Raw genomic sequence first — 25,644 nt, forward strand, 5'->3', positions numbered from 1 at the left:
TCGTCGGTGGGTTCGCCGCGGCCGGAGTAGCGGTGCGCGAGGTGGCGGGCCAGCGGCAGCCAGGCCTCGATCGCCCGGTCCCGCAGCGCGGCGCGGGACGGGTGGCCGGCCGGCATCGCGGCCATCGCGTTGAGCAGGTCGGCGGCGCTGTCCGCCGGCGCGGCACTGATCGTGCTCGACGTGTGGGTCGCGGTCGACTGGGTAACAGTCATGTCGTGGTCCTCCCTGGCCCCTGTCCGGAGAGCCGGCCCGGCGGTCGCCGGGCCCGATCGGGTGGGGGGTGTCGCTGTATCGGGTCGACGATGATCGATGAGACCACCGTTGTCCAGGCACGCTTGGCCCGTTCGGTTACAACGACCTTAGCCGAGTGGTCGACTCCTGACTAGCCGAAAGTATGAGTCACTTTAAGTAGCCGTACGACCGCTATCGATGATGCACCGAGCGTGCGGGCATGATCACTCAGTGGCGACGGCGGGCCGCGAGTACCCCTCCCGCCGCCACCAGGACCACCCCGGCGACGGTCGCCGCGACCGGCCACCAGGGCGTACTTTCCTTCTCCTCTTCCGCGAGCGCGGCCGGCACGACAGACGACGGTGACGGTGACGGCGACGAGGGTGACGCGACGGGGGCGGGGTTCTTCACCGAGAAGGCGTACGAGCCCTGGACCGGATGGCCGTCGCGTGACACCACCCGGTAGGCGACGGTGTACTCCCCGTTCGGCAGAGGGCCGGTGAACGCCACCGAACCCATCTGACCGTCGGCTTCCGGCGTACCCGTCGCGATCTTCTGTTTCTCCGGCCCGGTGACGACGATCGTGAGGAACCGGTCGTCCAGCTTCTGCAGGAACCGCAGCTCGACGCCCTTCGGCGGCTTCGTGAGGACGGCGTTCTTCGCCGGCGTGGCCTCGACCAGGGCGTTGTGTGCCCAGGCCGGACCGGCGGCGGTGACGGCGGCGACGGCCGCGGCCAGGCCGGCCGCGAGGAAGCGGAGAAACCGCATGACTGTCCTTTCTGGATTCTTCACGAGAGCACTTCTTCGCCCACCCAGCCGCCGGGCGCGCACCCGGGCGGCACGGCGAAGACGGCCGAGCCCACCGGGGTGATCCACTCGTTGAGCAGGTCCCGTTCGGCGAGCCGGCGCTGGATCGGGACGAACTGCCGGTCCACGTCCGCCTGGTACGACACGAAGATCAGCCCGCTGTCCGCCCGCCCGTCGGCCCCCGGCGCGCCGTCGTAGTTGTACGGCCGGCGCAGGATCCGCAGCGCCTCGTCGCTCACGTGGGCCCGGGTGACGTGCGCGAAGTCCGGCATCACCGGCAGCCCGGCCGCGTCCACCGCGGTGAAGTCCGGCTCGTCCCGCTCGTGCACGCCGGTCAGCGGCGCGCCCGAGTCCAGCCGCCGGCCCACCGCCAGCTCCTTGTCGCGCCGGCCCAGCCGGTCCCAGCGCTCCATCTCGGCGCGGATGCGGCGTACCACCACCGTGCTGCTCCCGTCCGGCCGCCACACCGCGGCGGCGAAGGCGGGGCTGCCGATCTCGGGGTTGCGCGTACCGTCCAGCTGGCCGAGCAGGTTGCGCTGGGTCTGCGTGTCGTCCTGGATGCCGCGTCCGCGGCGGAACCCCTGCTGGACCCACCGGACCGCGGCGAACGGCACGGCATCCTTGATCAGTACGCGCTGAGCATGCGCGACGGTCACCGGATCGTCGGCGCAGATCTGCAGCAGGAGATCCCCGCCCGTCCACCGGGGCAGGAGCCGGTCGATCGAGAACCCCGGCAAGTCCCGCACGGGCGCGGCCAGCCCCGCCGCCCGGTACAGCCCCGGCCCGAACCCGAACGTGACGGTCAGCCGCGCGGGCAGCAGGGAAAGCTCCGCCTCGGTGTCGGCGAGCGCAGGTTCGCCCCGGGTCAGCCGGGCGGCATCGTCGCTGAGCAGGCGCAGGAGCCGGCCGAGCGCCGCGCGGTCGGTGCCCCGGTGCAGGCCGAACGCGACGAACGCGGCGTGCGCCTGCGCGTGCGTCTCGACCCCGGCCTGCCGCGGGCCGTGGAAGGGTTCTGCCGCCGTACCGTCGTGGGGTGGTGCGGCCGCGACGCCGGGAGGCGCGCTGTCCTTCATGGCCGCTGCCGTCGCGAGAGCGCCGGCGGCCGCGGCGGCAGCGCCCACCGAAAGCGCGGCCCGGCGGCCCATCCTCACCGGGGTGCCATGCTCGGGGCGTAGCTCTCCCCGGCGCCGGTGAAGGGCTTCGCGACGGCGCGGACGTCCGTGGTCCTGCCGTCGGCGAACGTCAGCGTGAACGTCACCTCGTCACCGGCGCGTACGGGCCGGGTCAGGTTCATCAGCATGAGGTGGTCGCCGCCGGGCTCGAGCACATGGCTGCCGCCTGCCTTGACGACGAGCCCGCCCTGCTTGGGCCGCATGACCATGGCGCCGTCCTGCATCGCCATCTCGTGCAGCTCCATCGGCGACACCGGCGAGCTCGCGGCCACGACCGTGACATCGGCCGATCCGTCGTTGACGAGCGTGCCGAACGCGGCGGTCATGCCCTTGTCGGCCGCCTTCACCCAGGGGTCCCGGACGGAGAAGCCGCCGCTCGCCGAGGGTTGCGGCGCGTCCGCAGCCTCGGTGGCCGATCCGCAGGCGGCCGGACTCACCGCGAGGACGCCTGCCGCCGCCAGTGCCAGAAACCTCGGTGCCCTCATCGCATCTCCGTCCGCGTTCCGGTATCGGAAGCGTTGGTCGGACGGAGACGTGCGCTGGTTCCGGTGACTTACTCGTCCGCCTTCTTCTTCTCCTCGCGCTCGAGGGCGAGGTCGAGCGCCAGCACCGCGGCGATGATCAGCAGGGCGTCCTCGCCGGCGGCGACCTGGACGGCGTACGTGTCGCGGATGGTCAGCCAGCGCTTGGAGACCGCGGCCACGTCGCGGCCGCCGCGCTCGATGACGTACTCGTGGTCGAGCAGGTCGCCCTTCATCGTGAGGTCGTCCGGGCCCGGCACGTCGATCGTGAACCGGTCCCGGAACGGCGTGAACAGCTTCTTGCGCACCTCGGCGGCCTTCTCGCCGCCGATGCGGATCTCGTAAGTGGGCCGCAACGCCACCAGATGCCGGTGGACGCTGGCGACCTCGACGCCGGCCGGGTCCTCGATCACCATCTTGTCCCGGGCGCTGAACACCTTGCCGTCGACGCGGAACAGCTTGGTGCCGTGCTCGTCCAGCACGTCGAAGTCGTCGCCGAACGCGAAGAACCGCTCCCTGATCACATACATGCGCCGATTCTGCGCGCGAGGGCCGCCCGCCGCACCCTCATCCGGCGGGCGGCCCGGAGCGTCAGGGCTTGAGGACGACCTTGATGCAGCCGTCCTCCTTCTTCTTGAAGATGTCGTACCCGTGCGGCGCCTCCTCGAGCGGCAGCCGGTGGGTGACCAGGTCGTCCACGCCCAGCGGGTCGCCGTCGCCGGTGAGCAGCGGCAGGATGTCGTCGACCCAGTGCTTCACGTGGGCCTGGCCCATGCGCATCGTGATGCCCTTGTCGAACAGGTCGAACATCGGCATGGGGTCGGCCTGGCCGCCGTACACGCCGATGATGGACACCGTGCCGGCCCGCCGAACCGCCGCGAACGCCGTCCGCAGCGCGGCCATCCGGTCCACGCCGGCCTTGTCGATCGCCTTGCGAGCCACCGCGTCCGGCAGCAGGCCCGCGGCCTTCTGGGCGAACTCCTGGAACGGCGTGCCGTGCGCCTCCATGCCGACCGCCTCGACCACGCTGTCGGCGCCACGGCCGTGCGTGAGCTCGAGCACGGCGCCCGGGATGTCGTCGACCTCGTCGAAGTTCAGCGCCTCGATGCCGTTGCGGCGGGCCATCTCGAGGCGCTCCGGCACGTTGTCGGTGGCGATGACGCGTTCCGCGCCGAGGTGCCGGGCGATCCGGGCGGTCATCTGCCCGATCGGGCCGAGACCGGTCACGAAGACCGTGCTGCCGGGCGCGATGTCGGCCCACTTCGCGGCCTGCCAGGAGGTCGTGAGCACGTCGGAGAGGAACAGGTACCGCTCGTCGGGGTGCTGCTCCGGGACCTTGATCGGGCCGAAGTGCGCCTGCGGCACCCGCAGGTACTCGGCCTGGCCGCCGGGGACCTGGCCGTACAGCTTGGTGTAGCCGAACAGAGACGCGCCCTTGCCGTGCTCCTTGACCTGCGTGGTCTCGCACTGGGCGTAGTACCCGCGGCTGCAGAAGAAGCAGTAGCCGCAGGAGATGTTGAACGGGATGACCACCCGGTCGCCGGGGCGGATGTGGGTGACCTCCGGGCCCACCTCCTCCACGATGCCCATGGGTTCGTGGCCGAGCACGTCGCCCTTGTCGAGGTACATGCCGAGCACGTCGTACAGGTGCAGGTCGGAGCCGCAGATCGCGGTGGAGGTGACCTTGATGATCGCGTCCGTGGGTTCCTGGATCTTGGGGTCGGGAACGGTCTCGACGGACACCTTCTCGGTGCCCTGCCAGGTGAGTGCGCGCATGCGGTCCTCCGCGTCTCGGCTGTGGTCGTCACCTTCTGTGGTGCCCGCTGTCCGGGCGGATATGCGTGGGTTAACCGTCCGGTGGGCGGGCACCCCGGACGAAGACAACGAGGAGGGCTGAATCCATGACGACTCCCACCGAGCGGCCGTTCGCGGTGGTCACCGGCGCGTCCAGCGGCATCGGCTACGAGCTGGCCCGGCAGTTCGCCGACCACGGGTACGACCTGCTGCTCGCCGCGGAGGACGCGGACATCGAGCAGGCCGCCGTCGACCTGCGGCGGGACGGGCAGAACCAGGTCACGGCCGTACGCGCCGACCTGGCCACGTACGACGGCGTGGAGAAGCTGTACGCCGAGATCGCCGCGGCCGGCCGGCCGGTCGACGCCGTCGCCCTGAACGCCGGGCGAGGTATGGGCGGCGACTTCACCCGCGAGACCGACCTGGCCCAGGAGCTGAACATCATCGACGTGAACGTCACCTCGACGGTGCACCTGGCGAAGCGGGTACTGCCCGACATGGTGGCCCGCGGCGAGGGCCGGGTTCTGTTCACGTCCTCGATCGCGTCGATGATGCCGGGCACGTACCAGGCGGTCTACAACGCGTCGAAGTCGTTCGTGCAGTCCCTCGCCGAGGCGCTGCGCGAGGAGCTGAAGGACACCGGCGTCACCGTCACCTCACTGATGCCCGGTCCGACCGACACGAACTTCTTCCACCGGGCCGAGATGGACGACACCCGGGTCGGCTCGAGCAAGAAGGACGACCCGGCGCAGGTGGCCGAGCAGGCGTACGAGGCCCTGATGAAGGGCGAGGAGAAGGTGGTGGCCGGGTCCGTCATGACCAAGGTCCAGGCGGCCGCCTCGAAGGTCATGCCGGACAGCGCCAAGGCCAAGATGCACCGCAAGATGGCGGAGCCGGGCTCGGGCGACTAACCCGCCGCCACCGCCGACAGCATCTGGAGCTTCTCGTAGCTCTCCGTGCCCGGTACGGCGGTGAAGACCAGGAGCACCTGCGACACGTCGGCGTCGACCAGCGTCTGGCAGTGCACCTGGATGAGCCCGAGCTCGGGGTGCACGATGCGTTTGAGGTCCGTGTGGGTGGAGCTGATGTCGTGCTCCGCCCACACCGACCGGAACTCGGCGCTGCGCTCGTGCAGTGCGTCGACCACGGCGGCGGCCCGGGAGCCCTTGCCCTCCCGCGTGTACGCGACCCGCAGTTGAGCCGTGAAGATCCGCCCGTGCAGCGGGTGGTCCTCCTCCGGGTAGATCAACCGGGCCGACGGGTCGGTGTACCAGCGGTAGACCATGCTGCGCGCCATTCCGGTCCAGCGCGAGTCGTCACCCAGCAGCGCGATCGCCGGCCGGGTCTGCCGCAGCGTCTCGCCGAGGCTGCTCATCACCTGCGCCGGCGTGTCCTCCAGCCGGTCGAGGATGCGCATGATCCCCGGGTTGAGGTGGTCCGAGCGCAGCACCCGCTGCGGCGCGGCGTGCCCGCCGAGCCGGAACAGGTGGTCGCGCTCGTCGAGGGACAGGTGCAGGCCGCGGGCGATGGCGGCGAGCATCTGCTCGGACGGGTTCGGGCCGCGCTGCTGCTCGATCCGGCTGTAGTAGTCGGCCGACATGCCGCAGAGCGCGGCGACCTCCTCGCGGCGCAGCCCGCCGGTGCGCCGGCGCTGCCCCCGGGGCAGTCCGACGTCCTCCGGCTGCAGCGCTTCCCGGCGCGTACGCAAGAAGTCGGCGAGCTGAGCGCGATCCACGGCACCCATCCTCTCTCAGCCCCGGGCCGGTACGCGGCTCGTGAGCTCCTCCGACACGCGCCAGAGCCGCTCGGCGTCGTCCCGGCTGCGCGCCGACGGATAGATCGCCTGCTCGGCGGGCGCGCCGGTGAAGTGCCCGAACCCGCCCGGCCCGTAGAAGCGGCCACCCTGGGCTTCGGGCCCGGTGGCGGCGTGCAGGGCGGGACGCAGGCCCTGCTCGGCGGTCTGGACGAGCACGCCGAGCCGCGCGAGTCGCCGGAACAGCGCCTTCATCGGCTTGGGCCCGTTGCCCTGCAGGTTCGTCGAGGCGAGGCCGGGGTGCGCGACGTTGCTGCTCACGCCCCACCCGCCGGCCCTGCTGCGCCGGTCCAGCTCCAGCGCGAACAGCATGACGGCCAGCTTCGAGCGGTTGTACGCGCGCATGGGCCCGTACCGTTTCTCGCTCTGCAGGTCGGTCCAGTCGAAGCGGCCGGAGCGCGCGCCGAAGCTGGTCTGCGTGGTGACCCGGGCGTGGCCCGCGCGCAGCAGCGGCAGGAGCCGCGTGACCAGCAGGAAGTGGCTCAGGTAGTTGGTCGCGAACTGCAGTTCGAGGCCGTCCGGCGTGCCGATCCGGGCCGGCGGGGCCATCACCGCCGCGTTGTTGATCAGGATGTGGATCGGCCGTCCCTCGGTGAGCAGGGTGTCGGCCAGCGCCGCGGCGGAGCCCAGCGAGGCGAGATCGACGGTACGGGTGGAGACCGCCGCGCGCGGCGCAGTGGCGCGGATGCGGTCGAGTGCGGCGCGGCCCTTGGCGGCGTTGCGGACCGGGAGGACCACCTCGGCGCCGGCCGCGGCCAGGCGGGCCGCCAACCCCAGGCCCAGGCCGTCGCTGCCGCCGGTGACCACGGCCAGCCGGCCGGTCAGATCGGGTACGGGAACGTCTGTCATGCCCTGAAGCGTGGCCCGCGCCGGCGCCCGGAGGAATGCCACGTCGATCCCCGGACGATCGGTCCCTGGATACGCCGGGGCGCCGGCCTCGAGAGTGTCGGCCGGCGCCTCGGAACGGGGGACGTGCAGGTGCTGGGGACGGTCCAGACAGTCTCATCGATGCATTAGTTAACAAGCAAGTAATCCTGGTTCCGGAATCGCGGAGGGGGCACACACGTCCGTCAGGATCATCCACCGGGCCCTCGACGCCGGCATCAACTTCATCGACACCGCCGACGTCTACTCGCAGGGCGAGAGCGAAATCATCGTCGGCAAGGCGCTTGCGGACGGCCGCCGCGACGACGTCATCCTCGCCACCAAGTTCCACGGCCAGATGGGCGTCCCGGCGGACGCCCCCGCCGGAACGAAGGGCGACCCCAACAGCCAGGGCAACTCCCGCCGCTGGATCATCCGCGAGGTCGAGAACAGCCTGCGCCGGCTCGGCACCGACTGGATCGACCTCTACCAGGTGCACCGGCCGTCGCCCGGCACCGACGTCGAGGAGACCCTGTCGGCCCTGACCGACCTGCAGCGCCAGGGCAAGATCCGCGCGTTCGGCTCCTCGACCTTCCCGCCGCACGAGATCGTCGAGGCGCAGTGGGTGGCCCAGCGACGCGGCCTCGGACGGTTCGTCACCGAGCAGCCCCCGTACTCGATGCTCGTCCGCGGCATCGAGGCCGACCTCCTGCCGGTGGCGCAGCAGTACGGCATGGGCGTCATCCCGTGGAGCCCGCTCGCGGGCGGCTGGCTGAGCGGCAAGTACCGCAAGGGCCAGGACGCGCCGGGCTCGACCCGCGCCAACCGGCTCCCGCAGCGCTACGACCTGTCCCTGCCGGAGAACCAGCGCAAGCTGGACGCGGCCGACCAACTGGGGCAGCTCGCGGACGAGGCCGGCATCCCGCTGGTGCACATGGCGATCGCCTTCGTGCTGCAGCACCCGGCGGTGACCTCACCCATCATCGGCCCGCGCACGATGGAGCACCTGGAGTCGCAGATCGGCGCCCTGGACGTGACCTTGAGCACGGACATCCTGGACCGCATCGACGAGATCGTCCCGCCGGGCACCACCTTCAGCCGCGCGGACGCGGGCTACGTCCCACCCGCCCTGACCGACCCCTTCGCCCGCCGCCGCCGTACCGCCTGAGGACCGTCCACCGTGGAAATCCGCCCCATCGGGCACGCTGATGGTGGCCGAAGTGTGATTTGACAGTCTTTGGGGCTGAAGCGAAGGGTATGCAGGACATCGGCGTCCCGCCCGGAGGTCCCCCTTGGTCGCACTGTCCCGTCGTCAGCTGTTCGCGCTGGCCGGCATCGGCGGCGTGAGCAGCGTGTTCGCCGGTGTGCCCGCCGCGGTGGCCGCGGCGCGGGCGGTCGGGCCGGTTGCCGCTGCTTACCGTGAGGCGCTGCATGTGCACACGCGGTGGGTGGAGGAGCAGTGGGACGAGGCGATCGGGGCATACCGGGCGGGGGAGTTCCGGTTCGTCTCGGTCCTCGGTAACGCCGTGCTGCTCGGCATGGACGACTACGACGCCGGGCTCGCAGGTGTCGATGCGGCGACGCTGAAAGCCCGGACGGTCGCGACGATCAAGCGGTTCGCCGCCGGCAACCGGCTCGCGGGCGGGGACGAGTGGGGGCGGCTGCTCTTCTGGGACTCCACTTTCGAGCTGTACTTCGTGCTCGCCGCCCGGCTGATGTGGGCCGACCTCGACCCGGCCACCCGGGTGAACGTGCAGCGCATCGCCGAGGGGCAGGCCGCGTACGCGTACGAGCTGAACACCCGGGACGACCCGATGAGCCCCGGCTGGACGCCCGGCGGGACCGCCGGCGGGTGGAAGGGCGACAGCAGGCTGGCGGAGATGGGGGCGTACGCGCAGGCCATCGCCCCCGGGCTGGCCTGGACCGCGGACCCCGAGTCGGCCGAGGCGTGGCGGGAGCGTTTCCTCTTCTGGGCGAGCAACGCCAGCGCCCTGCCCGTCGCCGACCGGGCGAATCCCGCGGTGGTGGACGGGGATCGCATCGATCAGCGGACCACCGCGCACAACATCCATGACTCGTTCATCGTCGAGAGTCAGGGCTCCGCGAGCCCCGATCACCAGGCGGAGCTGTGGCGTACGGCCGGCCGCGCGGCGATCCACTTCATGGTGGCCGGGCAGCCCGTGCCCGAGATCCTGACCCGCCGGCCCAGCGGGGAACAGCTGTGGCGGACGCTGCGGTTGCTGGCGAGCGACGCCGGTGAGCCGGTCATGCCGATGGCCGCCGACCGCTACCACTTGTACGGCCGGGACGTCCTCCCGCTCGCGTTCCTGGCCCAGGTAGCCGGGGACAGGGACGCGGCCCGCGCCGAGGCCGACCTCGCCACGCGGCTCATGCCGTACGTGTGGCACGAGCCCGAGTTCCGGCTCGTGAAGTTCGGTGGCGAGGAGAGCGAGGAGCCGATGGCCCGCGCCGAGGTCGCCATCGCCTACCTGTTCCACCGCCTGCGCAAGACGCCGGTGACGCCGGTGTCGAAGGCGGAGTTCTTCCGTTCCGCCGCGGGCACCCGCGATTTCGGCCGGGACGTCGGGCTCACGGTCCAGCAGTCCCCGGCGGCGTTCGCGGCGGCGGTCACCAAGCCCGAGTTCGTCGGCTTCCTCTGGCAGCCCGGCCATGACAACTGGCTGGTCGACACCCGGGTCCCGGCGTTCCTGCCCGCCGGTGCCGGCTCCACCGGGCGCTGGACGAAGGCGTACCGGAAGAACCGTGACGGGGTCGACGCCACCGCGACCGTCCTCGCGGTCAACGGCGGCTACGCCGGCTTCACCACGCTGCCCACCGGCACGGTCGTGTACGCCAGCACGGGTTTGCCGGGGGAGGGCGGCCTCGCGCTGTTCACGATGGCGATGCCGGGCGTGCCCGGGCTCACCGGCAGCCGCACGTTCACCTTCGAGGGCGGTCGAGCCGAGCTCGCCGACCAGCTGACCGGCAACATCACGTTCAGCCCGCGCAAAGCCCGCTACGTACGGATGCTCGGCCGCGAGCCCGCGACGAAGTTCGGCTACTCGATCTACACCTTCGAGGTGCTCGACGTCCGCGGCGCCGACCTGGCCCAGGGCGCGATGCCCACCGCGTCGTCCGAGGACGTCTGGTATCCGGCCCGCAACACCACCGACGGCAACCCGCTGACCCGCTGGACGGTGGCCGCGGAGGAGCGTGGCCGGGCGGACAGCTGGCTCGCCGTGGACCTCGGTCTGGCGGTGCGGGTCGCCGGGGTCCGGATCCACTGGGAGACCGCGTACGCCAAGAAGTTCGCGATCCAGACGTCGACCGACGGTCTCACCTGGACCGATGCCGTGGTCGTGCCGGAGACCCGCACGGCCGAGCGGTGGGTCGGCATCGACGGGCGCGCCGGCGTCGTCACCCACGGCGGCAAGAGGAAGATCACTGTGACCGCGGCGGGCATCAGCGCGCCGGCGCCCCTGATCGAGGGGTACGCCGGCGGGCGCCGCGACCTCGCCGCCGCCGCGGCCCGCGCGCTACCCACCGCCGAAGGGCTGTCGGTCAGCGACGCCGACGGCTACCTGAGCGTCTTCAACCTCGCGCCCGACCCGGTCCGCGACGTGACCGTCCGCATACCGTCGCAGGCCCGGCTGTATAGGGGCACCCAGGTCACGACCGGTAAGGGGCTGGAGTGGGAGGTCAGCCTCGACGGCGGCGCCGCCCGGGTCGAGCCGCCCCGCTTCACCGTCGAGGGCGCGGCGCCGGCCGGCACCCGCTACGAGGTCCACGACTCGCACCACGTCACGGTGACGGCCCCGCAGGACCATCGGGTGCGGATCACGCTGCGGTGCGGGTCCTGGTCCGCGGTCGTACGCCTGGCCGCCGGCAAGTCGCGCCGCGTGACGGTGCCCGGCGCCCCCGTGACACCGACCGCCGATCTGGCCCGCGGCCGGACGACGTTCCCGACCTCGCCGCTGCCCGAGGGCATGACCTCGCCGGACCGCGCGGTCGACGGCGACCCGCGGACGTCGTGGCGGCCCGGTGCGGCGGGCCGCATGGTGGTCGACCTCGGCGCGGTCACCGCGATCCGGGACGTCGGCGTGCGCTGGGGCCCGGGGAACCGCCGTCCGCACCGCGTCGAGGCGTCGCTGGACGGTCTGACGTACGGCGCCCTCGGCGCGCGGGCCCGTTACGTGGCAGTCGTGGTGGACGGCTGGCAGCCGGGCGACGCCGAGCTGGTGGAGCTCGCCGTCCACTGACCGGTCCTCGCGTCAGCACCGGCTGAGCAGGCGGTAGAGGGTCAGCCACTGTTCCGGCCACACGCGGCCCACCGGAACGTCGGGTGCGAGCCGGACCGCCCGGAACGCGGCGGCGGTACGCCGTACGCCGTAGCGGCCGGTCAGGGTGGCCTGCAGCGATCCGCCCAGCCCGGTGAACCCGAGGTCCACGAAGCGCTGCCAGTCCGCCGGGTCCGGCACCAACGGCACCGGGCGGCGCCGCAACCGGAGGATGCCGCCGTCCACGCGGGGGACCGGGCGGAACGCCGTACGCGGCAGCCGTCCGGCGAGGTCCCAGGCGTACGCCGGCCAGGTGCGAATCGTCAGCCGGCTCCAGCGGCCGTAGTCGCCGGTGCGCTTGCGGGCGTACTCCAGTTGGGTGACCAGGGTGGCGGCCGTCAGCGCCGGGGCGTGCAGGCACCACTCGACGACCGCTGCGGTGAGCGCGTACGGGATGTTGCCCACCACGGCGAACGGCTCGCCCGGGGGCAGCGCCCGCAGGAAGTCCCCGGCCCGTACGGTCACCCCGGGCCGGTCGAGGAGTGCGGCAGCCATCTCGGGGTCCACCTCGTACGCGACGAGGCGCCGCGTACGCCGGGCCAGCTCGGCGGTGAGGTGGCCGCGGCCGGCGCCCACCTCGTACACGAGCTCGCCGGGACGTAGCTCCGCGGCCGCGGCCACCTGCCGAAGCGAGCGGGGATCGGTGAGGAGATTCTGTCCGTACGCCCGCCGCGCGCGGGCGTGTTCGTGCCGGTGTTGCGCCATGACCGAGGTCCTGTCTGCCGCCGGTGGGGCGGCGAACGCGGACAGGCGTCAGCGCGGCCGGTCCGCGGTCCGGCACCGGCGTGGTGGCGGACGCGGGCAGGCGTCAGCGAGGCCCGTCCGTGGGGAAGAGGACACGAAGGGCCCTGGCGGCAGCGCTCAGCTCGGCGGTCGGGTTCGGGTGCGGCTCAGCGGCGGCGCAGGGCGCGGCGCCGGTCACGCAGGCGGGACGAGTGCAGGGACCCGCGCGCGACAGACGTCGTGGCCCGCGCGAGAAGGGCGTGCGGCGTTGGCATGGCGCCGACCGTACCGCCGGACGGCGGCCGGCTCACCGCATTTTCCCGGCGACCGCGCGGCGGACCGTGGTGCCCTGGATCAGCAGCGTGCCGAGCGTGACGACCAGCGCGATCACCTGGATGGCGTCCCGGCCGGGCTGGATCCCGCGGCGGTGGGCGAGCGCGGAGATCGCGATGCCGGCCCCGATGACCAGGAGAATCTGGACGCCGTTCACGGGGCCAGGCTAGTGATCACCGCAACGCCTCGTCCCGCTTCTCGGTTGTGATTGCACGGCCGTACGCCGGTATGCTTCCCCCGGGCCGTGACTGGCGCGTTCGGATGGATCCACCATCGGGGAGCGGTCCCACCCACCGGGGTGACCTGCCGTGCGCCTGGGCCTCTTCACCTGTGATAGGGAGGTCCGATGTCTGAGCTGAACGCCGAGTCGACCGCGTTTCGCGCCGCCCTGGAGGCCGTGCGCGCCGTCGAGCCCCGCATCGCCGACGCCATCGCCAAGGAGCTGCACGACCAGCGCGAGTCGCTCAAGCTGATCGCGTCCGAGAACTACGCGTCCCCCGCCGTGCTGCTCGCCATGGGCAACTGGCTCTCCGACAAGTACGCCGAGGGCACCATCGGCCGCCGCTTCTACGCCGGCTGCCAGAACGTCGACACAGTCGAGCAGGTCGCCGTCGAGCACGCCAAGGCCCTGTTCGGCGCGCCGTACGCGTACGTCCAGCCGCACTCCGGCATCGACGCCAACCTGGTCGCGTACTGGGCGGTGCTCGCCGACCGGGTGGAGGCGCCGGCGCTGGCCAAGGCGCAGAAGCGCAACGTCAACGATCTCACCGACGCCGAGTGGGCCGAGCTGCGGCAGGCCTTCGGCAACCAGCGGATGCTCGGCATGTCGCTGGACGCGGGCGGCCACCTCACCCACGGCTTCCGCCCCAACATCTCCGGCAAGATGTTCGACCAGCGCAGCTACGGCGTCGACCCGGCCACCGGCCAGATCGACTACGCCGCCCTGCGCGAGTCGGCGCGCGAGTTCAAGCCGCTGATCATTGTCGGTGGCTACTCGGCGTACCCCCGCAAGGTGAACTTCCGCATCATGCGGGAGATCGCCGACGAGGTCGGCGCGACCTTCATGGTCGACATGGCGCACTTCGCGGGCCTGGTCGCGGGCAAGGTCTTCACCGGCGACTTCAACCCGATCGAGCACGCGCACATCGTCACGACGACGACCCACAAGAGCCTGCGCGGCCCTCGCGGCGGCGCGGTGTTCTGCCAGCCGGAGCTCGCCGACCAGGTCGACCGCGGCTGCCCGATGGTGCTCGGCGGCCCGCTCGCACACGTCATGGCCGCCAAGGCGATCGCGTTCGCGGAGGCCCGCCGCCCCGAGTTCGCCGACTACGCCCAGCGCATCGTCGACAACAGCCAGGCGCTCGCCGAGGGTCTGCTGCGCCGCGGCGCGACCCTGGTCAGCGGCGGCACCGACAACCACCTCGTGCTGGTCGACGTCGACAAGTACGGCCTCACCGGCCGCCAGGCCGAGCAGGCCCTGCTGGACAGCGGCATCGTCACCAACCGCAACGCGATCCCGCAGGACCCGAACGGCGCCTGGTACACCTCCGGCATCCGCATCGGCACGCCGGCGCTGACCACCCGCGGCCTCGGCACGGCGGAGATGGACCAGATCGCCGAGCTGATGCACACGGTCCTGTCGCAGACCAAGGCCGGCGCGTCGAAGGCGAAGTTCGACCTCGACCCCGCGGTTGCCGACGGGATCAGCAAGCAGGCGACGGAGCTGCTCGGCGCCTTCCCGCTCTACCCGAGCGTCGACCTGGGGATCTAGATCAAAGTCAACTTCTTGATGTCGTAGCTCGGTGGGTGGTGCAGACCGCAACTCCCGTCGAGGCCGGGGCCGGGGCCCAGCATTCGCTGGCCCTGGCCCCTTCATTCTGCGTGAGTGGGGAGAATCGAGATCACGACCTTCGCGCGGGCGTGCTCGGTCTCGAGATAGCGAATGGCCTCGGGCACTTCGTGAAGCTCGAAGCTGCGGTCGATCACCGGGACGAGGCCGTCCTTCTCGGCGTGGGTGCGCAGCATGTCCAGGTGGGAGCGGCTGGGGGCCGTCGTGAGGACGACGATGCGCTGCCGTCGGAGGAACGGCGCCAGCAGCCGGCCGCGGGCGATCAGCCAGACCGGGCCGATGACGCTGCCGCCGCGGTAGACCCCGCCGCCGGAGAGGACGAGGGTGCCCGTCGGCGTCACTGACCGCCGCAACGCCCGCAGCGTGCGGTTGCCGACCAGGTCGAGGACGAGGTCGTGGCGGGGGCCGAGGCGGGTGAAGTCGTCGCGCGTGTAGTCGACGACGTGGTCGGCGCCGAGGGAACGGACCAGGTCGGCGTTGCGGGTGCTGCACACGGCGGTCACGGTCGCGCCGAGCAGCTTGGCGAGCTGCACCGCCAGCGTGCCGACCCCGCCGGAGGCGCCGTTGACGAGCACGTGCTGACCGGGCTGCAGCTCTCCCGCGTCGCACAGTCCCATGAGGGCGGTCACGCCGGCCAGGGGCAGGGCCGCCGCCTGCTCCGGAGTGAGATTCGCGGGCATCGGCGCGACCAGCTCCTCGGGCACCCGTACGTACTCGGCGAACGCGCCGTTGTCATCCCCGAGGTCGCCGAACACCGCATCGCCGGGCCGGAACCCGCCGCCCCCGGCCGCGCCGCCCCCGGCCCCGACGGCTTCGACCCGGCCGGCGAAGTCGCGGCCTCGGATCCGCGCCTTGGGGCGTGACCGGCCCAGGGCCAGCCGTGCCATCCGCGGATCGCCCCGCATCACGTGCCAGTCGTACGCGTTGAGCGCCGCCGCCTCCACCCGGACCAGCACCTCGCCGGGCCCGGGAACCGGCCTGTCGACGTCCGCGAGCGTGAGCGTCTCCGGTGGTCCGTACCTGTCCTGAACGATTGCCTTCACCGCAACCTCCCCTGGTGGTGTACGCCGTACACCCAGTCTGGGGTGTACGGCGTACACCCGTCAAGCCGGATATCGTTTCCCCTGCCCCGTGACACCCGAGGACGGCATGGCTGAGCAGACCGAAACCCTGCGGCGCGCACCGCTGAGCCGGGAGCGCGTGCTGCACGCCGCCGTCGCCCTGGCCGACGAGGCGGGGATCGCGTCGCTGAGCATGCGCAACCTGGCCCAGGAGCTGGGCGTCGTGCCGATGGCCCTCTACAAGCACGTGGCCAACAAGGAGGAGCTGCTCGAGGGCATGATCGACGCGGTCGTCGCCGAGATCGACCCGCCCGCGGCCGGCGCCGGGTGGAAGCAGGCCGTCCGCCGGCGCATCCTCTCGGCGCGGCAGGTGCTGCAGCGCCACCCCTGGGCGCCGATCGCCATCGAGTCACGCACCGCGGCGACGCCGGGCGTCCTCGCGTACCTGGACTCGATGGTCGGCACGCTCACGGCCGGCGGCTTCTCGGCCGACCTCGCCCACCACGTGATGCACGCGATGGGCAGCCGGATGCTCGGCTTCAGCCAGGAGCTCTTCGACGCGTCCCGGAACGCCGGCCGCTCGGGAGCCGCCGCGGCCGCCGAGCCGCCGGCCGCCCCGCCGCCGGAGTTCGCCGACCGGTTCCCGCACCTGGCCACCATCGCGGCGGCGGCCGCCCACGACGACGCGTCGGTCGTCGGCCCGGGCTGCGACGACCAGTTCGAATTCGAGTTCGCTCTCGACCTGCTGCTGGACGGCGTCGAGCGGCTGCACCGCCAGGGCTGGACGTCGCACCCGGGCTAGCCCGTTTTGCGGCCACGCCCCGCGGGTAAGCGCCGAGAATGACGGATCATCCTGTCGACCAGCCCCTCGGCGAGCTGGAGACGGTGCACACGTTCGACAGCGGGCCCATGCCGACGGGCGTCAGCGTCTCCACGCGCGGCCGCATCTTCGTGAACTTCCCGAAGTGGGGCGACGACGTGGAGTTCACCGTCGGGGAGATCCGCGACGGGGCCGTGGTCCCGTACCCGAACCAGGCCTGGAACAGCCCGTCCGCCGACGACGACCCCAAGGCGTTCGTCTCGGTGCAGAGTGTGGTCGTGGACCCCGCCGACCGGCTGTGGGTGCTCGACACCGGCTCGCCCATGTTCAAGGAGACGCAGGTCGGCGGCCCCAAGCTCGTCTGCATCGACCTCGCGAACGACGCCGTGCTGCGGACCATCGTCTTCGACCGCAGCGCCGCGCTGCCCACCACGTACCTCAACGACATGCGCTTCGACCTGCGGCGCGACGTCGCGTACATCACCGACTCGTCGGACCAGGGCCCGAACGCCATCATCGTGGTCCACCTCGGCAGCGGCACCGCCTGGCGGCGGCTGCACGACCACCCGTCCACCAAGGCGGAGGTCCCGCCGGCCCTGCTGCCCGTGGTCGAGGGCGAGCCGTTCCTGGAACGCCCCGGGGACAGCGTCCCGGAGCCGGTCACGATGGGCGCCGACGGCATCGCGATCTCGGCCGACGGCTCCCGCGTCTTCTACTGCCCGCTGATGTCCCGCCGCTGGTACAGCGTCTCCACCGACGCCCTCCTCGACCGCGACCTGAGCGACGACGAGGTGGCGGCGACGGTCGTCGACGAGGGCGACAAGGGCGGCGTCGCCGACGGCCTGGAAACCGACGACCAGGGCCGGGTCTACGTCACGAACACCGAGCACAACGCAATCCTCCGCCGCCTGCCCGACGGCACGATGGAGACCGTGGCACACGACCCCCGCCTGCTGTGGCCGGACACCATGTCGGTCGCCGAGGACGGCTACCTCTACGTGACGGCCAACCAGCTGCACCGCCAGGCCACGTACCGCCGAGGCCAGGACCAGCGGCGCTACCCGTACCAGCTCTTCCGCGTCCACATCGGCGCCGGTCCGGTCCGTCTCGTCTGAGGCGGCGCGCTCACCACGGCCAATGCTCCGCCGCCACGGCGAGCTCGCAGACCACCTTGAGCACCGCCGCTGGTTGCGGCTTGCGGAAGCTCATCCCGTCGACCTCGGAGTCGGCCGTCAGGCGTGCGGTGGAGTCGCGAGGAGCGACCAGCTCACGTGCGGGGCGTCAACTCTGACCCGGGCCACAGATCCGGTGGAGGCTCACATGTGCAACGGCCCCCGGTCCACTCCCGCAGCCGACGGTCCAGCGTGCCCGTGTCGACGCCGTTGCAGAGCCGCAGGTTGATCACCAAGGGTGTGCCGAAGTGGAAGATGTTCGCCAGGGTCGCGTCGTCCATCCCGGCTGCGGCCGGTTCGTCCCGGCGAACCAGGCGGACCCACTCCAGCGCGCCGGTGAGGTTTCGGGTGAGGGCGGGGGACGGCGCTCGGCGAGGCCCCGGCGGAAACCGTCCGTCCGTGTCGACGCAGAAGATCGGCGCCGGCCCCAGCCCCGGCCGGAACGCCGTGCCGGTCACCTCCGACCAGGGGACGAAAATGTCGAACCCGGTCCCGCGCCACGCGGGTGAGTAATCCACGCCCCGCTCGGTCAGCCGCATGGCCGCGTCCGGGCCGCGGTGCATGCCCCACCAGACGATCAGATCGGTGATGCCGTCGATCAGCCACCAGGCGCCCCGGTACATCAGGACGGCCATGGCGGCCAGGAACACCGCAAGCGCCGCGTTCCATGCCTGCCTGTCGTCGTTCACCAGCAGCAGCACGAAGCTCCCGACGGCCGCCAGCAGCGGCCCGAGCCCGTAGAGGGTCTTGCGGATCCCCGGCGCCGGCGACTTCCGCCGATGTGCCAGCACGATCCCGTCGTCGTCCGATGTGCTCACGCGCCTCCCCGTCCCCGTCGTCCGCGGCTCTATTCTGCGGCACTTCCGTGGCCCCGCGGCTCCGCGATGTGCGGCAGGCGTTGCCGTGCCCTGTCAACGCAGCGGCAGCCGGTGCAGCGTGACGGCCCCGAGCCGACCGGAGGATACGGCGGCGGTCATGTAGGTGCAGGCCGGCTGCCGCCGCCGGTCCGTCGGGCTGCCCGGGTTGAGCAGGCGCAGGCCGCCCGTGGTCGTCGTGTCCCACGGGATGTGGGAGTGGCCGAAGACGAGCACGTCCGTTTCCGGGAAAGCGGTCTCGCAGCGCTGCTCGCGGCCCTTGGCGTCGCCGGTTTCGTGGATGACGGCCAGGCGGAGGCCGTCGAGCGTGACCCGGGCGATCTCCGGCAGGCGGGCGCGCAGCGCGGGGCCGTCGTTGTTGCCGTAGCAGGCGATCAGCCGCCGCGACCGGGATTCGAGCGCGTCCAGCATCGGTACGTCGACCCAGTCGCCGGCGTGCACGACGACGTCGGCCGCGTCGATCGCCGCCCAGAGCTCGGCGGGCAGGTCCCGGGCGCGTTTGGGGACGTGGGTGTCGGTCGTCAGGACCAGGCGCATGGAGTCACTGTAGGGTCCCGCGGACCGGGAAGCGCTTCCCGGAGATCGCCGGGCATGTCCGGTATGAACCATAGGACCGTCCTGCTGGCCGCAGCTCATTTGGACGCGTCGATGGTCGACGAAAAGCGTTATCCGGCAGTCGCCGCTGCCTCGTGCCGGACGGCCCGCTCTCGTGGCCCAAAGGGGCATAGCTGCAGCTAGCGGCCGGTGTCGCCGGGCCGCGATGGCAACCGGGGGAGATCGGTGTACCGGGACCGGCCGTCCAGTCCTGTCCGATCGGCGGAACCGGTTCCGGGACGGCCTCTGTAACCGGTACGCCGACCCTTTGACACATCGACGTAACGAACTTAGCGTCCACAGCACACGGGTGAGCGCTCTCCCGAGATCGTCCCGCCCGTTCCGGAGCTTTCCCCGGCTCCTGCCTCATCCGGACGCGAACCCCGCGCGTCCGTACCTCCGTACGAGGAGAAGCGAAGCCATGACCGTCCCCCAAGCCATCCCCCGATCTCGCAGCCGGTGGCGCCTCGGCGCCGCCGGCGGCCTGGTCGTCGCGGTCGTCGCGGCGTTCGGCGCGTTCACCACGCTGACCGCGCACGCCGCCGAGACGCTGCTCTCGCAGGGCAAGCCCGCCACGGCCTCGTCCTCGGAGAACCCGGGCCCGTATCCGGCGTCCGCCGCCGTCGACGGCAACACCGGCACCCGCTGGTCGTCGGCGTTCTCCGACCCCCAGTGGCTGCAGGTCGACCTCGGCGCCAGCTCGGCGATCAACCGGGTCGAGCTGAACTGGGAGGCCGCGTACGCGAAGACCTTCAAGATCCAGACTTCGGCCAACGGATCGACGTGGACGGACGCCGGCCCGGCCACCGCCGGCGTCGTGGGCGTCCAGAGCGTGACGGTCAACGCCACCGCCCGGTACGTGCGCATGTACGGCACCGAGCGCGCCACCGGCTACGGCTACTCGCTGTGGGAGTTCAAGGTCTTCGGCGGCACCTCGACGGACCCGACGACCCCGCCGCCCACCGGCCCGACCGTCCCCGGCGGCGGCAGCCTCGGCGCGAACGTGATCGTCTTCGACCCCTCCATGTCGAGCGCCTCGATCCAGAGCCAGGCCGACACGATCTTCAAGCAGCAGGAGTCGAACCAGTTCGGCCTGCAGCGCTACGTGCTCGCGTTCAAGCCCGGCACCTACAACGGCCTCAACATCCAGGTCGGCTTCTACACCTCGGTGCTCGGCCTCGGCCAGAACCCGCAGGACGTCCGGATCAACGGTGACATCACCGTGGACGCCGGCTGGTTCCAGGGCAACGCCACCCAGAACTTCTGGCGCTCGGTCGAGAACGTCTCGGTCTACCCGGTCAGCGGCGCCAACCGCTGGGCCGTCTCGCAGGCCGCGCCGTTCCGCCGCATGGACATCCACGGCGACCTCAACCTGGCCCCGAACGGGTACGGCTGGGCCTCCGGCGGCTACATCGCCGACTCGCGGATCAGCGGCTCGGAGCAGCAGTACTCGCAGCAGCAGTGGTTCACCCGCAACAGCCAGATCGGCTCCAGCCTGAACGCGGTATGGAACCAGGCCTTCGTCGGTGTGCAGGGCGCCCCGGCGTCGAGCTTCCCGAACCCGCCGTACACGACGATCGGCACCGCCCCGGTGATCCGGGAGAAGCCGTACCTCTACCAGGCCGGCGGCCAGTACGCGGTCTTCGTGCCGAACCTGCAGCAGAACGCGTCCGGCGTGACCTGGGCGAACGGCAACACGCCGGGCACCAGCCTCCCGCTGAGCCAGTTCTACGTCGCCAAGCCCGGCGACTCCGCCGCGACGATCAACCAGGCGCTCGCGCAGGGCCTGAACCTGATCTTCCAGCCGGGCGTCTACCACGTGAACCAGACGATCAACGTGACCCGTGCCAACACGGTCGTGCTCGGCCTGGGCTACGCGACGATCATCCCGGACAACGGCGTCACGCCGATGCAGGTGGCCGATGTGGACGGCGTGAAGGTGGCCGGCCTGCTCTTCGACGCGGGCACCACCAACTCGGCGAACCTGCTGGTCATCGGCCCGAACGGGTCCTCGGCCAACCACGCCGGCAACCCGACGACCGTCCAGGACGTCTTCTTCCGGATCGGCGGCTCGATCGCCGGCAAGGCCACCAACAGCCTGCTGATCAACAGCAACAACACGATCATCGACCACATCTGGGCGTGGCGCGCCGACCACGGCAACGCCGGCACGTACGGCTGGACCGTCAACACCGCCGACAGCGGCCTGATCGTCAACGGTCAGAACGTCACGGCGTACGGCCTCTTCGTCGAGCACTACCAGAAGTACGAGGTCATCTGGAACGGCAACGGCGGCCGCACGTACTTCCTGCAGAACGAGCAGCCGTACGACCCGCCGTCGAACGCGGCCTGGCGCAGCGGCGCCAACGGGTACGCGGCGTACAAGGTGGCCGACAACGTCACCAGCCACGAGGCGTGGGCGATGGGCAGCTACTGCTACTTCAACGTCAACCCGTCGGTGCACTCGGACCGTGGCTTCGAGGTCCCGGTGAACGGCGGCGTGAAGCTGCACAACATCTTCACGGTGTCGCTGGGTGGCAACGGGGTCATCGACCACGTCGTCAACAACACCGGCGGCCCGGCGCAGGGCACGGCGACCGTACCGGTCAACGTCACCAACTTCCCCTAAGCCGGTAGCAGTTCTCCCGAGCCGCGCGGGATCAGCATCGTCCGGATGCTGATCTCGCGCGGTTCTTCGTCGTAGCCGTCGATCCGCTCGAACAGCGCCTCCGCCGCGGCCCGGCCCATCGCCGCCGGGTCCTGAGCCACCACGGTGATCGGCGGATCGAGCAGATCGGCCAGCGGGAAGTCGTCGAAGCCCACGAGCGCGACGCGGTGCTGCAGGCCGAGCCGGCGCAGGGCGCGCAGCGCGCCGACGGTGATCAGGTTCTGCGCGGTGAACAGGGCCGTCGGGCGGGCCGGCAACGTGAGCAGGGCCAGCGCGGCCGCCTCCGCGCCGCGGTCCGGGGCGGCGGCCTCACAGGTGGGCAGCCCGGCCTCGCGCATGGCGTCGCGGTAACCCTGCCGCCGGCTGCGGGCGGTCGCGATGCGCGGGGCGTCGCCGAGGAACGCGATCCTGCGGTGCCCCCGGGCGATCAGGTGCCGGACCGCGTCGGCCGTACCGCTGCGGTTGGTGGCCAGCACGGTGTCGCCGCGGTACCCGGTCGCGGGCCGGTCGACGAACACCACGGGTGCGCCGGGCTGCCAGTCGGTGCCCAGATAACCCTGATCCGGAGCGGTCGGGGCGAGGATGAGCCCGTCCGCGTGCCGCCGGGCGAAGGCGCCCGCGAGGTCGCGCTCGCGGACCGGGTCCTCGTCGAGGCTGCCGGTCAGCACGTGGACGCCCCGGCCGTGCGCCTCGTCTTCGACGGCCCGGTTCACCGCGGCGGAGAACGGGTTGCTCACGTCCTCGAGCAGGACGCCGATGGTCCGCGTACGCAGGTCGTTGCGCCGCAGCATGGTGGCGCCCAGATTCGGCCGGTACCCCAGCGAGGCGACCGCCGCCCGGACTCGCGCGACCAGGGCAGGGTCCACGGTGGCCTCGCCGTTCACCACCCGCGAGACGGTCTTGAGGCTGACGCCCGCGCTGCGGGCCACGTCGTTCATGGTGGGCCGCCCCATCCGCATCCCCCTGTTGATCACCGTACGCAACGATCCGGAAACTAATTGTTGACAGTCGATGGTCCGAGTCGTCTACTGCAAGACAACGTTGTCTCTCGATTCCTGCTAAATCGATTTGGAGGAGACATGCGTGGATCAACGCTGATCAGGCTAGGCCGGGTGGGACCCGCCCTCGCCGCCACGACGCTGCTGCTCGGCACGGCGGCGTGCGGCGGCGACGGCGGCGGGTCCGGGGGCGGTGAGATCGTCGGGCTCATCACCAAGACCGACACGAACCCCTTCTTCGTGAAGATGAAGGAGGGCGCGCAGCAGGCGGCGACGCAGCAGGGGCTGAAGCTCCAGTCGTTCGCCGGCAAGCAGGACGGTGACAACGAGGCCCAGGTGCAGGCCATCGAGAACCTGATGTCGTCGGGCGCCAAGGGCTTCCTCATCACCCCGAGCGACTCGAAGGCGATCGTGCCGTCCATCGACAAGGCGAAGCAGCAGGGCATGCTCGTCATCGCCCTGGACACGCCGACCGACCCGGCGGACGCCGTCGACGCGACCTTCGCCACCGACAACTACCAGGCCGGCAAGCTCATCGGGCAGTGGGCGAAGGCCAAGTTCGCCAAGGACGGCAAGCAGGCGAAGATCGCGATGCTCGACCTCAACGCCAACCAGGTGTCCGTGGACGTCAAGCGGGACCAGGGCTTCCTCGACGGCTTCGGCATCCCGGTCGGCGACCCGAACCGCATCGGCGACGAGAACGACCCGCGCATCGCCGGCCACGACGTCACCGACGGCGCCGAGGACGGCGGCCGTACGGCGATGGAGAACCTGCTGCAGAAGGACCCGTCGATCAACCTCGTCTACACCATCAACGAGCCCGCGGCGGCCGGGGCGTACCAGGCGCTCAAGGCGGCCGGCAAGGACAAGACCGTCACCATCGTCTCCATCGACGGCGGCTGCCCGGGCGTCGACAACGTCGCGAAGGGCGTCATCGGGGCGACCTCCATGCAGTTCCCGCTGAAGATGGCGTCGCTCGGCATCGAGGCCGTCGCCAAGTTCGCGAAGGACGGCACCAAGCCGGAGGCCACCGCCGGCAAGGACTTCGTCGACACCGGCGCCCAGCTGATCACCGACCAACCGCAAGCCGGCGTGGAGGCCAAGGACTCCGCGTGGGGCAAGCAGAACTGCTGGGGCTGACGATGGCGACCGCAACCGAGAGCGCCACCGACTTCGAGGTCAGCCGGCACGACTCGTTCGGCCTGCGCGTCCAGCACGTCCTGCACGGCAACCCGGTCCTCGGCCCGCTCGCCGTCCTGGTCGTCGCGATCATCGCCTTCTCGCTCGTCAACACCCGCTTCTTCTCGGCGGCGAACCTGTCGCTGGTGCTGGCCCAGGTCACGGTCATCGCGACCCTGGCGCTCGGTCAGACGCTGGTCATCCTCACCGCCGGCATCGACCTGGCGGCCGGCGCCATCGCGGTCTTCTCCTCGGTCCTGATGGCGAACTTCTGCACCAAGCTGGGCATGCCCGGGGTCCTCGCGCTGCTGCTCGGCTTCGCCTGCGGTACGGCCATGGGCGCGCTGAACGGCTTCCTCGTCACCCGGATCAAGCTCCCGCCGTTCATCGTCACGCTGGGCACGCTGACCATCTTCTTCTCGCTCAACTCGGTCGTCTCCAAGAGCGAGACGGTCCGCGGCTCGGACATGCCGTCGCTCATGACCTGGACTGGGACGACGATCCCCATCGGCGGCTTCCGGCTCACGTACGGCTCGATCATCATGCTGGCGCTGTTCGCGTACTTCTTCTACGCACTGCGTTCCACCGCCTGGGGCAAGCACGTGTACGCCACCGGCGACGACATCGAGGCGGCCCGGCTCGCGGGTATCCGCACCAACCGCGTGCTCTTCTCCGTCTACACGATCGCCGGCCTGCTGTACGCCATCGGCGGCTGGATCCTCATCGGCCGGCTCGCGTCGGCCAGCCCCAACGTGGGCACCGACTACAACCTCGACTCCATCACCGCCGTCGTGCTCGGCGGCACCAGCCTCTTCGGCGGCCGCGGCGGCGTCCTCGGCACCCTGATCGGCGCGCTGATCGTCGGCGTCTTCCGCAACGGCCTGCAGCTCGGCGGCGTCGAGGTGGTCTGGCAGGGCTTTGCCATCGGCCTGCTGGTCCTGGTCGCCGTGTCCCTCGACCAGTGGATCAGGAAGGTCAAGTCATGACCGACTGCACCGCAGCGAAGCCAGGGCCAGGAGGGCATGACAAGGAGGCGCCAGCATGACTACTCCGGTTCTGCAGGCCAAAGGCCTCACGAAACGTTACGGCCGGGTCGTGGCGATCGACGGCAGCGATCTCGAGCTCTACCCCGGCGAGATCCTCGCGGTCATCGGCGACAACGGGGCCGGCAAGTCCAGCCTGATCAAGGCGCTGTCCGGGGCGCTGATCCCGGACAGCGGGGAGATCTACCTCGACGGCAAGCGGGTGCACTTCCGCAACCCGATGGAGGCGCGCGAGGCCGGCATCGAGACCGTGTACCAGACCCTCGCGGTCGCACCCGGCCTCGACATCGCCGACAACCTGTTCCTGGGCCGCGAGCAGCGGCGCGCGGGCGTCCTCGGCTCGGTCTTCCGGATGCTGGACCGCGGCCACATGCGCTCGGAGGCCCGGCGGCACATGTCCGAGCTCGGCATCGGCACGCTGCAGAACATCGGCCAGGCGGTGGAGTCGCTCTCCGGCGGCCAGCGCCAGGCGGTGGCGGTGGCCCGGTCGGCGGCGTTCGGCAGCAAGGTGGTCATCCTCGACGAGCCCACGGCCGCGCTGGGCGTCAAGGAGGGCAACCGCGTCCTCCAGCTGATCCGCGACGTCCGCGACCGGGGCCTGCCGGTGATCCTGATCAGCCACAACATGCCGCACGTCTTCGAGGTGGCGGACCGCATCCACATCCAGCGCCTCGGCCGGCGCGCGACGGTCATCACCCCGAAGTCGCACTCCATGTCGGAGGCGGTCGCCATCATGACCGGCGCCGCCCCGCCGCCCCCGCAGGCGGCCGCCTGAGACCGGGTCGCGGGC

23 protein-coding genes, 1 pseudogene and 1 riboswitch are annotated in these 25,644 nt (G+C 71.4%); of the genes and pseudogenes, 10 read left to right on the forward strand and 14 right to left on the reverse strand.

Translation table 11 applies throughout. The features are described from left to right. The 6 genes and pseudogenes from AB0K03_RS37475 to AB0K03_RS37500 all read right to left on the reverse strand — a co-directional run. Positions 1-212: pseudogene (locus AB0K03_RS37475) on the reverse strand (RNA polymerase sigma factor SigF); the annotation flags it as partial. A 247-nt stretch (positions 213-459) separates the two neighbouring features. After that, on the reverse strand, positions 460-999 hold the full coding sequence (locus AB0K03_RS37480; protein ID WP_364695665.1) for a copper resistance CopC family protein: 540 nt from the start codon (positions 997-999) through the stop codon (positions 460-462). 20 nt (positions 1,000-1,019) lie between these two features. Continuing rightward, the gene (locus AB0K03_RS37485; RefSeq protein ID WP_364695833.1) at positions 1,020-2,183 is read right to left on the reverse strand and encodes a Dyp-type peroxidase; all 1,164 of its coding nucleotides are present in this window, start codon (positions 2,181-2,183) and stop codon (positions 1,020-1,022) included. Positions 2,184-2,185: 2 nt separating this feature from the next. Then, positions 2,186-2,695, reverse strand: coding sequence for a copper chaperone PCu(A)C (locus AB0K03_RS37490; RefSeq protein ID WP_364695668.1), 510 nt, complete (start codon positions 2,693-2,695; stop codon positions 2,186-2,188). 68 nt (positions 2,696-2,763) lie between these two features. Further along, positions 2,764-3,261 (reverse strand): LURP-one-related family protein, encoded by a 498-nt coding sequence (locus AB0K03_RS37495; protein WP_364695671.1) that lies wholly within the window; start codon positions 3,259-3,261, stop codon positions 2,764-2,766. A 61-nt stretch (positions 3,262-3,322) separates the two neighbouring features. Further along, a complete protein-coding gene (locus AB0K03_RS37500; protein WP_364695674.1) occupies positions 3,323-4,507 on the reverse strand; it encodes a zinc-dependent alcohol dehydrogenase in 1,185 nt (394 codons plus the stop codon). A 125-nt stretch (positions 4,508-4,632) separates the two neighbouring features. Here AB0K03_RS37500 and AB0K03_RS37505 point away from each other — a divergent pair, with 125 nt between their 5' ends. Then, positions 4,633-5,436 carry an SDR family NAD(P)-dependent oxidoreductase gene (locus tag AB0K03_RS37505; RefSeq protein ID WP_364695677.1) on the forward strand — a complete coding sequence of 268 codons (804 nt, stop codon included), beginning with the start codon at positions 4,633-4,635 and terminating at the stop codon, positions 5,434-5,436. Here AB0K03_RS37505 and AB0K03_RS37510 read toward each other — a convergent pair. Next, positions 5,433-6,260 (reverse strand): helix-turn-helix transcriptional regulator, encoded by an 828-nt coding sequence (locus AB0K03_RS37510; RefSeq protein WP_364695680.1) that lies wholly within the window; start codon positions 6,258-6,260, stop codon positions 5,433-5,435. The two genes, AB0K03_RS37505 and AB0K03_RS37510, sit on opposite strands and share 4 nt — an antisense overlap. A 15-nt stretch (positions 6,261-6,275) precedes the next feature. Then, complete coding sequence (locus AB0K03_RS37515; protein WP_364695683.1) at positions 6,276-7,187, reverse strand: SDR family oxidoreductase; 912 nt, start codon at positions 7,185-7,187, stop codon at positions 6,276-6,278. 226 nt (positions 7,188-7,413) lie between these two features. Here AB0K03_RS37515 and AB0K03_RS37520 point away from each other — a divergent pair, with 226 nt between their 5' ends. Both AB0K03_RS37520 and AB0K03_RS37525 read left to right on the forward strand, forming a co-directional pair. Beyond that, entirely contained in the window at positions 7,414-8,370 is a 957-nt protein-coding gene (locus AB0K03_RS37520; RefSeq protein WP_364695836.1) for an aldo/keto reductase, read from the forward strand. Between the two features lie 124 nt (positions 8,371-8,494). Next, positions 8,495-11,461: a discoidin domain-containing protein gene (locus tag AB0K03_RS37525; protein ID WP_364695686.1), complete on the forward strand. Its 2,967-nt coding sequence runs from the start codon at positions 8,495-8,497 to the stop codon at positions 11,459-11,461. 12 nt (positions 11,462-11,473) lie between these two features. On the opposite strand, the gene erm is transcribed toward AB0K03_RS37525, so the two are convergent. Next, entirely contained in the window at positions 11,474-12,244 is a 771-nt protein-coding gene (gene erm, locus AB0K03_RS37530; protein WP_364695689.1) for an ErmE/ErmH/ErmO/ErmR family 23S rRNA (adenine(2058)-N(6))-methyltransferase, read from the reverse strand. 325 nt (positions 12,245-12,569) lie between these two features. Then, positions 12,570-12,752 (reverse strand): hypothetical protein, encoded by a 183-nt coding sequence (locus AB0K03_RS37535; RefSeq protein WP_364695692.1) that lies wholly within the window; start codon positions 12,750-12,752, stop codon positions 12,570-12,572. A 77-nt stretch (positions 12,753-12,829) separates the two neighbouring features. Next, positions 12,830-12,922: riboswitch (ZMP/ZTP riboswitch) on the forward strand. A gap of 19 nt (positions 12,923-12,941) precedes the next feature. On the opposite strand from AB0K03_RS37535, the gene AB0K03_RS37540 reads away from it, so the two are divergent. Beyond that, positions 12,942-14,366, forward strand: a complete 1,425-nt coding sequence (locus AB0K03_RS37540; protein WP_364695695.1) for a glycine hydroxymethyltransferase — start codon at positions 12,942-12,944, stop codon at positions 14,364-14,366. 101 nt (positions 14,367-14,467) lie between these two features. Here the strand turns inward: AB0K03_RS37540 and AB0K03_RS37545 are convergent, their stop codons facing one another. Then, the gene (locus AB0K03_RS37545; RefSeq protein ID WP_364695698.1) at positions 14,468-15,487 is read right to left on the reverse strand and encodes an NAD(P)-dependent alcohol dehydrogenase; all 1,020 of its coding nucleotides are present in this window, start codon (positions 15,485-15,487) and stop codon (positions 14,468-14,470) included. A 106-nt stretch (positions 15,488-15,593) separates the two neighbouring features. Here AB0K03_RS37545 and AB0K03_RS37550 point away from each other — a divergent pair, with 106 nt between their 5' ends. Next, on the forward strand, positions 15,594-16,307 hold the full coding sequence (locus AB0K03_RS37550) for a TetR/AcrR family transcriptional regulator C-terminal domain-containing protein (RefSeq protein ID WP_364695701.1): 714 nt from the start codon (positions 15,594-15,596) through the stop codon (positions 16,305-16,307). Positions 16,308-16,345: 38 nt separating this feature from the next. Next, a complete protein-coding gene (locus AB0K03_RS37555) occupies positions 16,346-17,440 on the forward strand; it encodes an L-dopachrome tautomerase-related protein (RefSeq protein WP_364695704.1) in 1,095 nt (364 codons plus the stop codon). Positions 17,441-17,592: 152 nt separating this feature from the next. Here the strand turns inward: AB0K03_RS37555 and AB0K03_RS37560 are convergent, their stop codons facing one another. Further along, complete coding sequence (locus tag AB0K03_RS37560) at positions 17,593-18,315, reverse strand: hypothetical protein (RefSeq protein ID WP_364695707.1); 723 nt, start codon at positions 18,313-18,315, stop codon at positions 17,593-17,595. Positions 18,316-18,408: 93 nt separating this feature from the next. Continuing rightward, positions 18,409-18,909 (reverse strand): metallophosphoesterase, encoded by a 501-nt coding sequence (locus tag AB0K03_RS37565; RefSeq protein ID WP_364695709.1) that lies wholly within the window; start codon positions 18,907-18,909, stop codon positions 18,409-18,411. Between the two features lie 478 nt (positions 18,910-19,387). Between AB0K03_RS37565 and AB0K03_RS37570 the strand changes: the two genes are divergently transcribed. Beyond that, a complete protein-coding gene (locus tag AB0K03_RS37570) occupies positions 19,388-21,595 on the forward strand; it encodes a discoidin domain-containing protein (protein ID WP_364695711.1) in 2,208 nt (735 codons plus the stop codon). Here AB0K03_RS37570 and AB0K03_RS37575 read toward each other — a convergent pair. Beyond that, the gene (locus AB0K03_RS37575) at positions 21,592-22,608 is read right to left on the reverse strand and encodes a LacI family DNA-binding transcriptional regulator (protein WP_364695714.1); all 1,017 of its coding nucleotides are present in this window, start codon (positions 22,606-22,608) and stop codon (positions 21,592-21,594) included. The genes AB0K03_RS37570 and AB0K03_RS37575 overlap by 4 nt on opposite strands. Positions 22,609-22,713: 105 nt before the next feature. Between AB0K03_RS37575 and AB0K03_RS37580 the strand changes: the two genes are divergently transcribed. Genes AB0K03_RS37580 through AB0K03_RS37590 form a run of 3 tightly spaced genes read left to right on the forward strand, consistent with a single transcriptional unit; the run spans position 22,714 to position 25,629 of the window. Then, positions 22,714-23,772, forward strand: a complete 1,059-nt coding sequence (locus tag AB0K03_RS37580; protein WP_364695716.1) for a sugar ABC transporter substrate-binding protein — start codon at positions 22,714-22,716, stop codon at positions 23,770-23,772. Continuing rightward, positions 23,745-24,797 carry an ABC transporter permease gene (locus AB0K03_RS37585; protein ID WP_364695718.1) on the forward strand — a complete coding sequence of 351 codons (1,053 nt, stop codon included), beginning with the start codon at positions 23,745-23,747 and terminating at the stop codon, positions 24,795-24,797. The genes AB0K03_RS37580 and AB0K03_RS37585 overlap by 28 nt, the downstream gene beginning before the upstream one ends. Before the next feature lie 55 nt (positions 24,798-24,852). Then, positions 24,853-25,629, forward strand: coding sequence for an ATP-binding cassette domain-containing protein (locus AB0K03_RS37590; RefSeq protein ID WP_364695720.1), 777 nt, complete (start codon positions 24,853-24,855; stop codon positions 25,627-25,629). Positions 25,630-25,644: the final 15 nt, after the last annotated feature.

The sequence above is a fragment of the Actinoplanes sp. NPDC049316 genome (assembly GCF_040677315.1).
In the GTDB taxonomy this organism is placed as follows: Bacteria; Actinomycetota; Actinomycetes; order Mycobacteriales; family Micromonosporaceae; genus Actinoplanes.

Bases quoted from the DNA above. Each gene is read 5' to 3' on its own strand.
- AB0K03_RS37480 (WP_364695665.1), bottom strand. From the start codon at position 999: ATGCGGTTTCTCCGCTTCCTCGCGGCCGGCCTGGCCGCGGCCGTCGCC.
- AB0K03_RS37485 (WP_364695833.1), bottom strand. From the start codon at position 2,183: ATGGGCCGCCGGGCCGCGCTTTCGGTGGGCGCTGCCGCCGCGGCCGCC.
- AB0K03_RS37490 (WP_364695668.1), bottom strand. From the start codon at position 2,695: ATGAGGGCACCGAGGTTTCTGGCACTGGCGGCGGCAGGCGTCCTCGCG.
- AB0K03_RS37495 (WP_364695671.1), bottom strand. From the start codon at position 3,261: ATGTATGTGATCAGGGAGCGGTTCTTCGCGTTCGGCGACGACTTCGAC.
- AB0K03_RS37500 (WP_364695674.1), bottom strand. From the start codon at position 4,507: ATGCGCGCACTCACCTGGCAGGGCACCGAGAAGGTGTCCGTCGAGACC.
- AB0K03_RS37505 (WP_364695677.1), top strand. From the start codon at position 4,633: ATGACGACTCCCACCGAGCGGCCGTTCGCGGTGGTCACCGGCGCGTCC.
- AB0K03_RS37515 (WP_364695683.1), bottom strand. From the start codon at position 7,187: ATGACAGACGTTCCCGTACCCGATCTGACCGGCCGGCTGGCCGTGGTC.
- erm (WP_364695689.1), bottom strand. From the start codon at position 12,244: ATGGCGCAACACCGGCACGAACACGCCCGCGCGCGGCGGGCGTACGGA.
- AB0K03_RS37540 (WP_364695695.1), top strand. From the start codon at position 12,942: ATGTCTGAGCTGAACGCCGAGTCGACCGCGTTTCGCGCCGCCCTGGAG.
- AB0K03_RS37550 (WP_364695701.1), top strand. From the start codon at position 15,594: ATGGCTGAGCAGACCGAAACCCTGCGGCGCGCACCGCTGAGCCGGGAG.
- AB0K03_RS37555 (WP_364695704.1), top strand. From the start codon at position 16,346: ATGACGGATCATCCTGTCGACCAGCCCCTCGGCGAGCTGGAGACGGTG.
- AB0K03_RS37565 (WP_364695709.1), bottom strand. From the start codon at position 18,909: ATGCGCCTGGTCCTGACGACCGACACCCACGTCCCCAAACGCGCCCGG.
- AB0K03_RS37570 (WP_364695711.1), top strand. From the start codon at position 19,388: ATGACCGTCCCCCAAGCCATCCCCCGATCTCGCAGCCGGTGGCGCCTC.
- AB0K03_RS37580 (WP_364695716.1), top strand. From the start codon at position 22,714: ATGCGTGGATCAACGCTGATCAGGCTAGGCCGGGTGGGACCCGCCCTC.
- AB0K03_RS37590 (WP_364695720.1), top strand. From the start codon at position 24,853: ATGACTACTCCGGTTCTGCAGGCCAAAGGCCTCACGAAACGTTACGGC.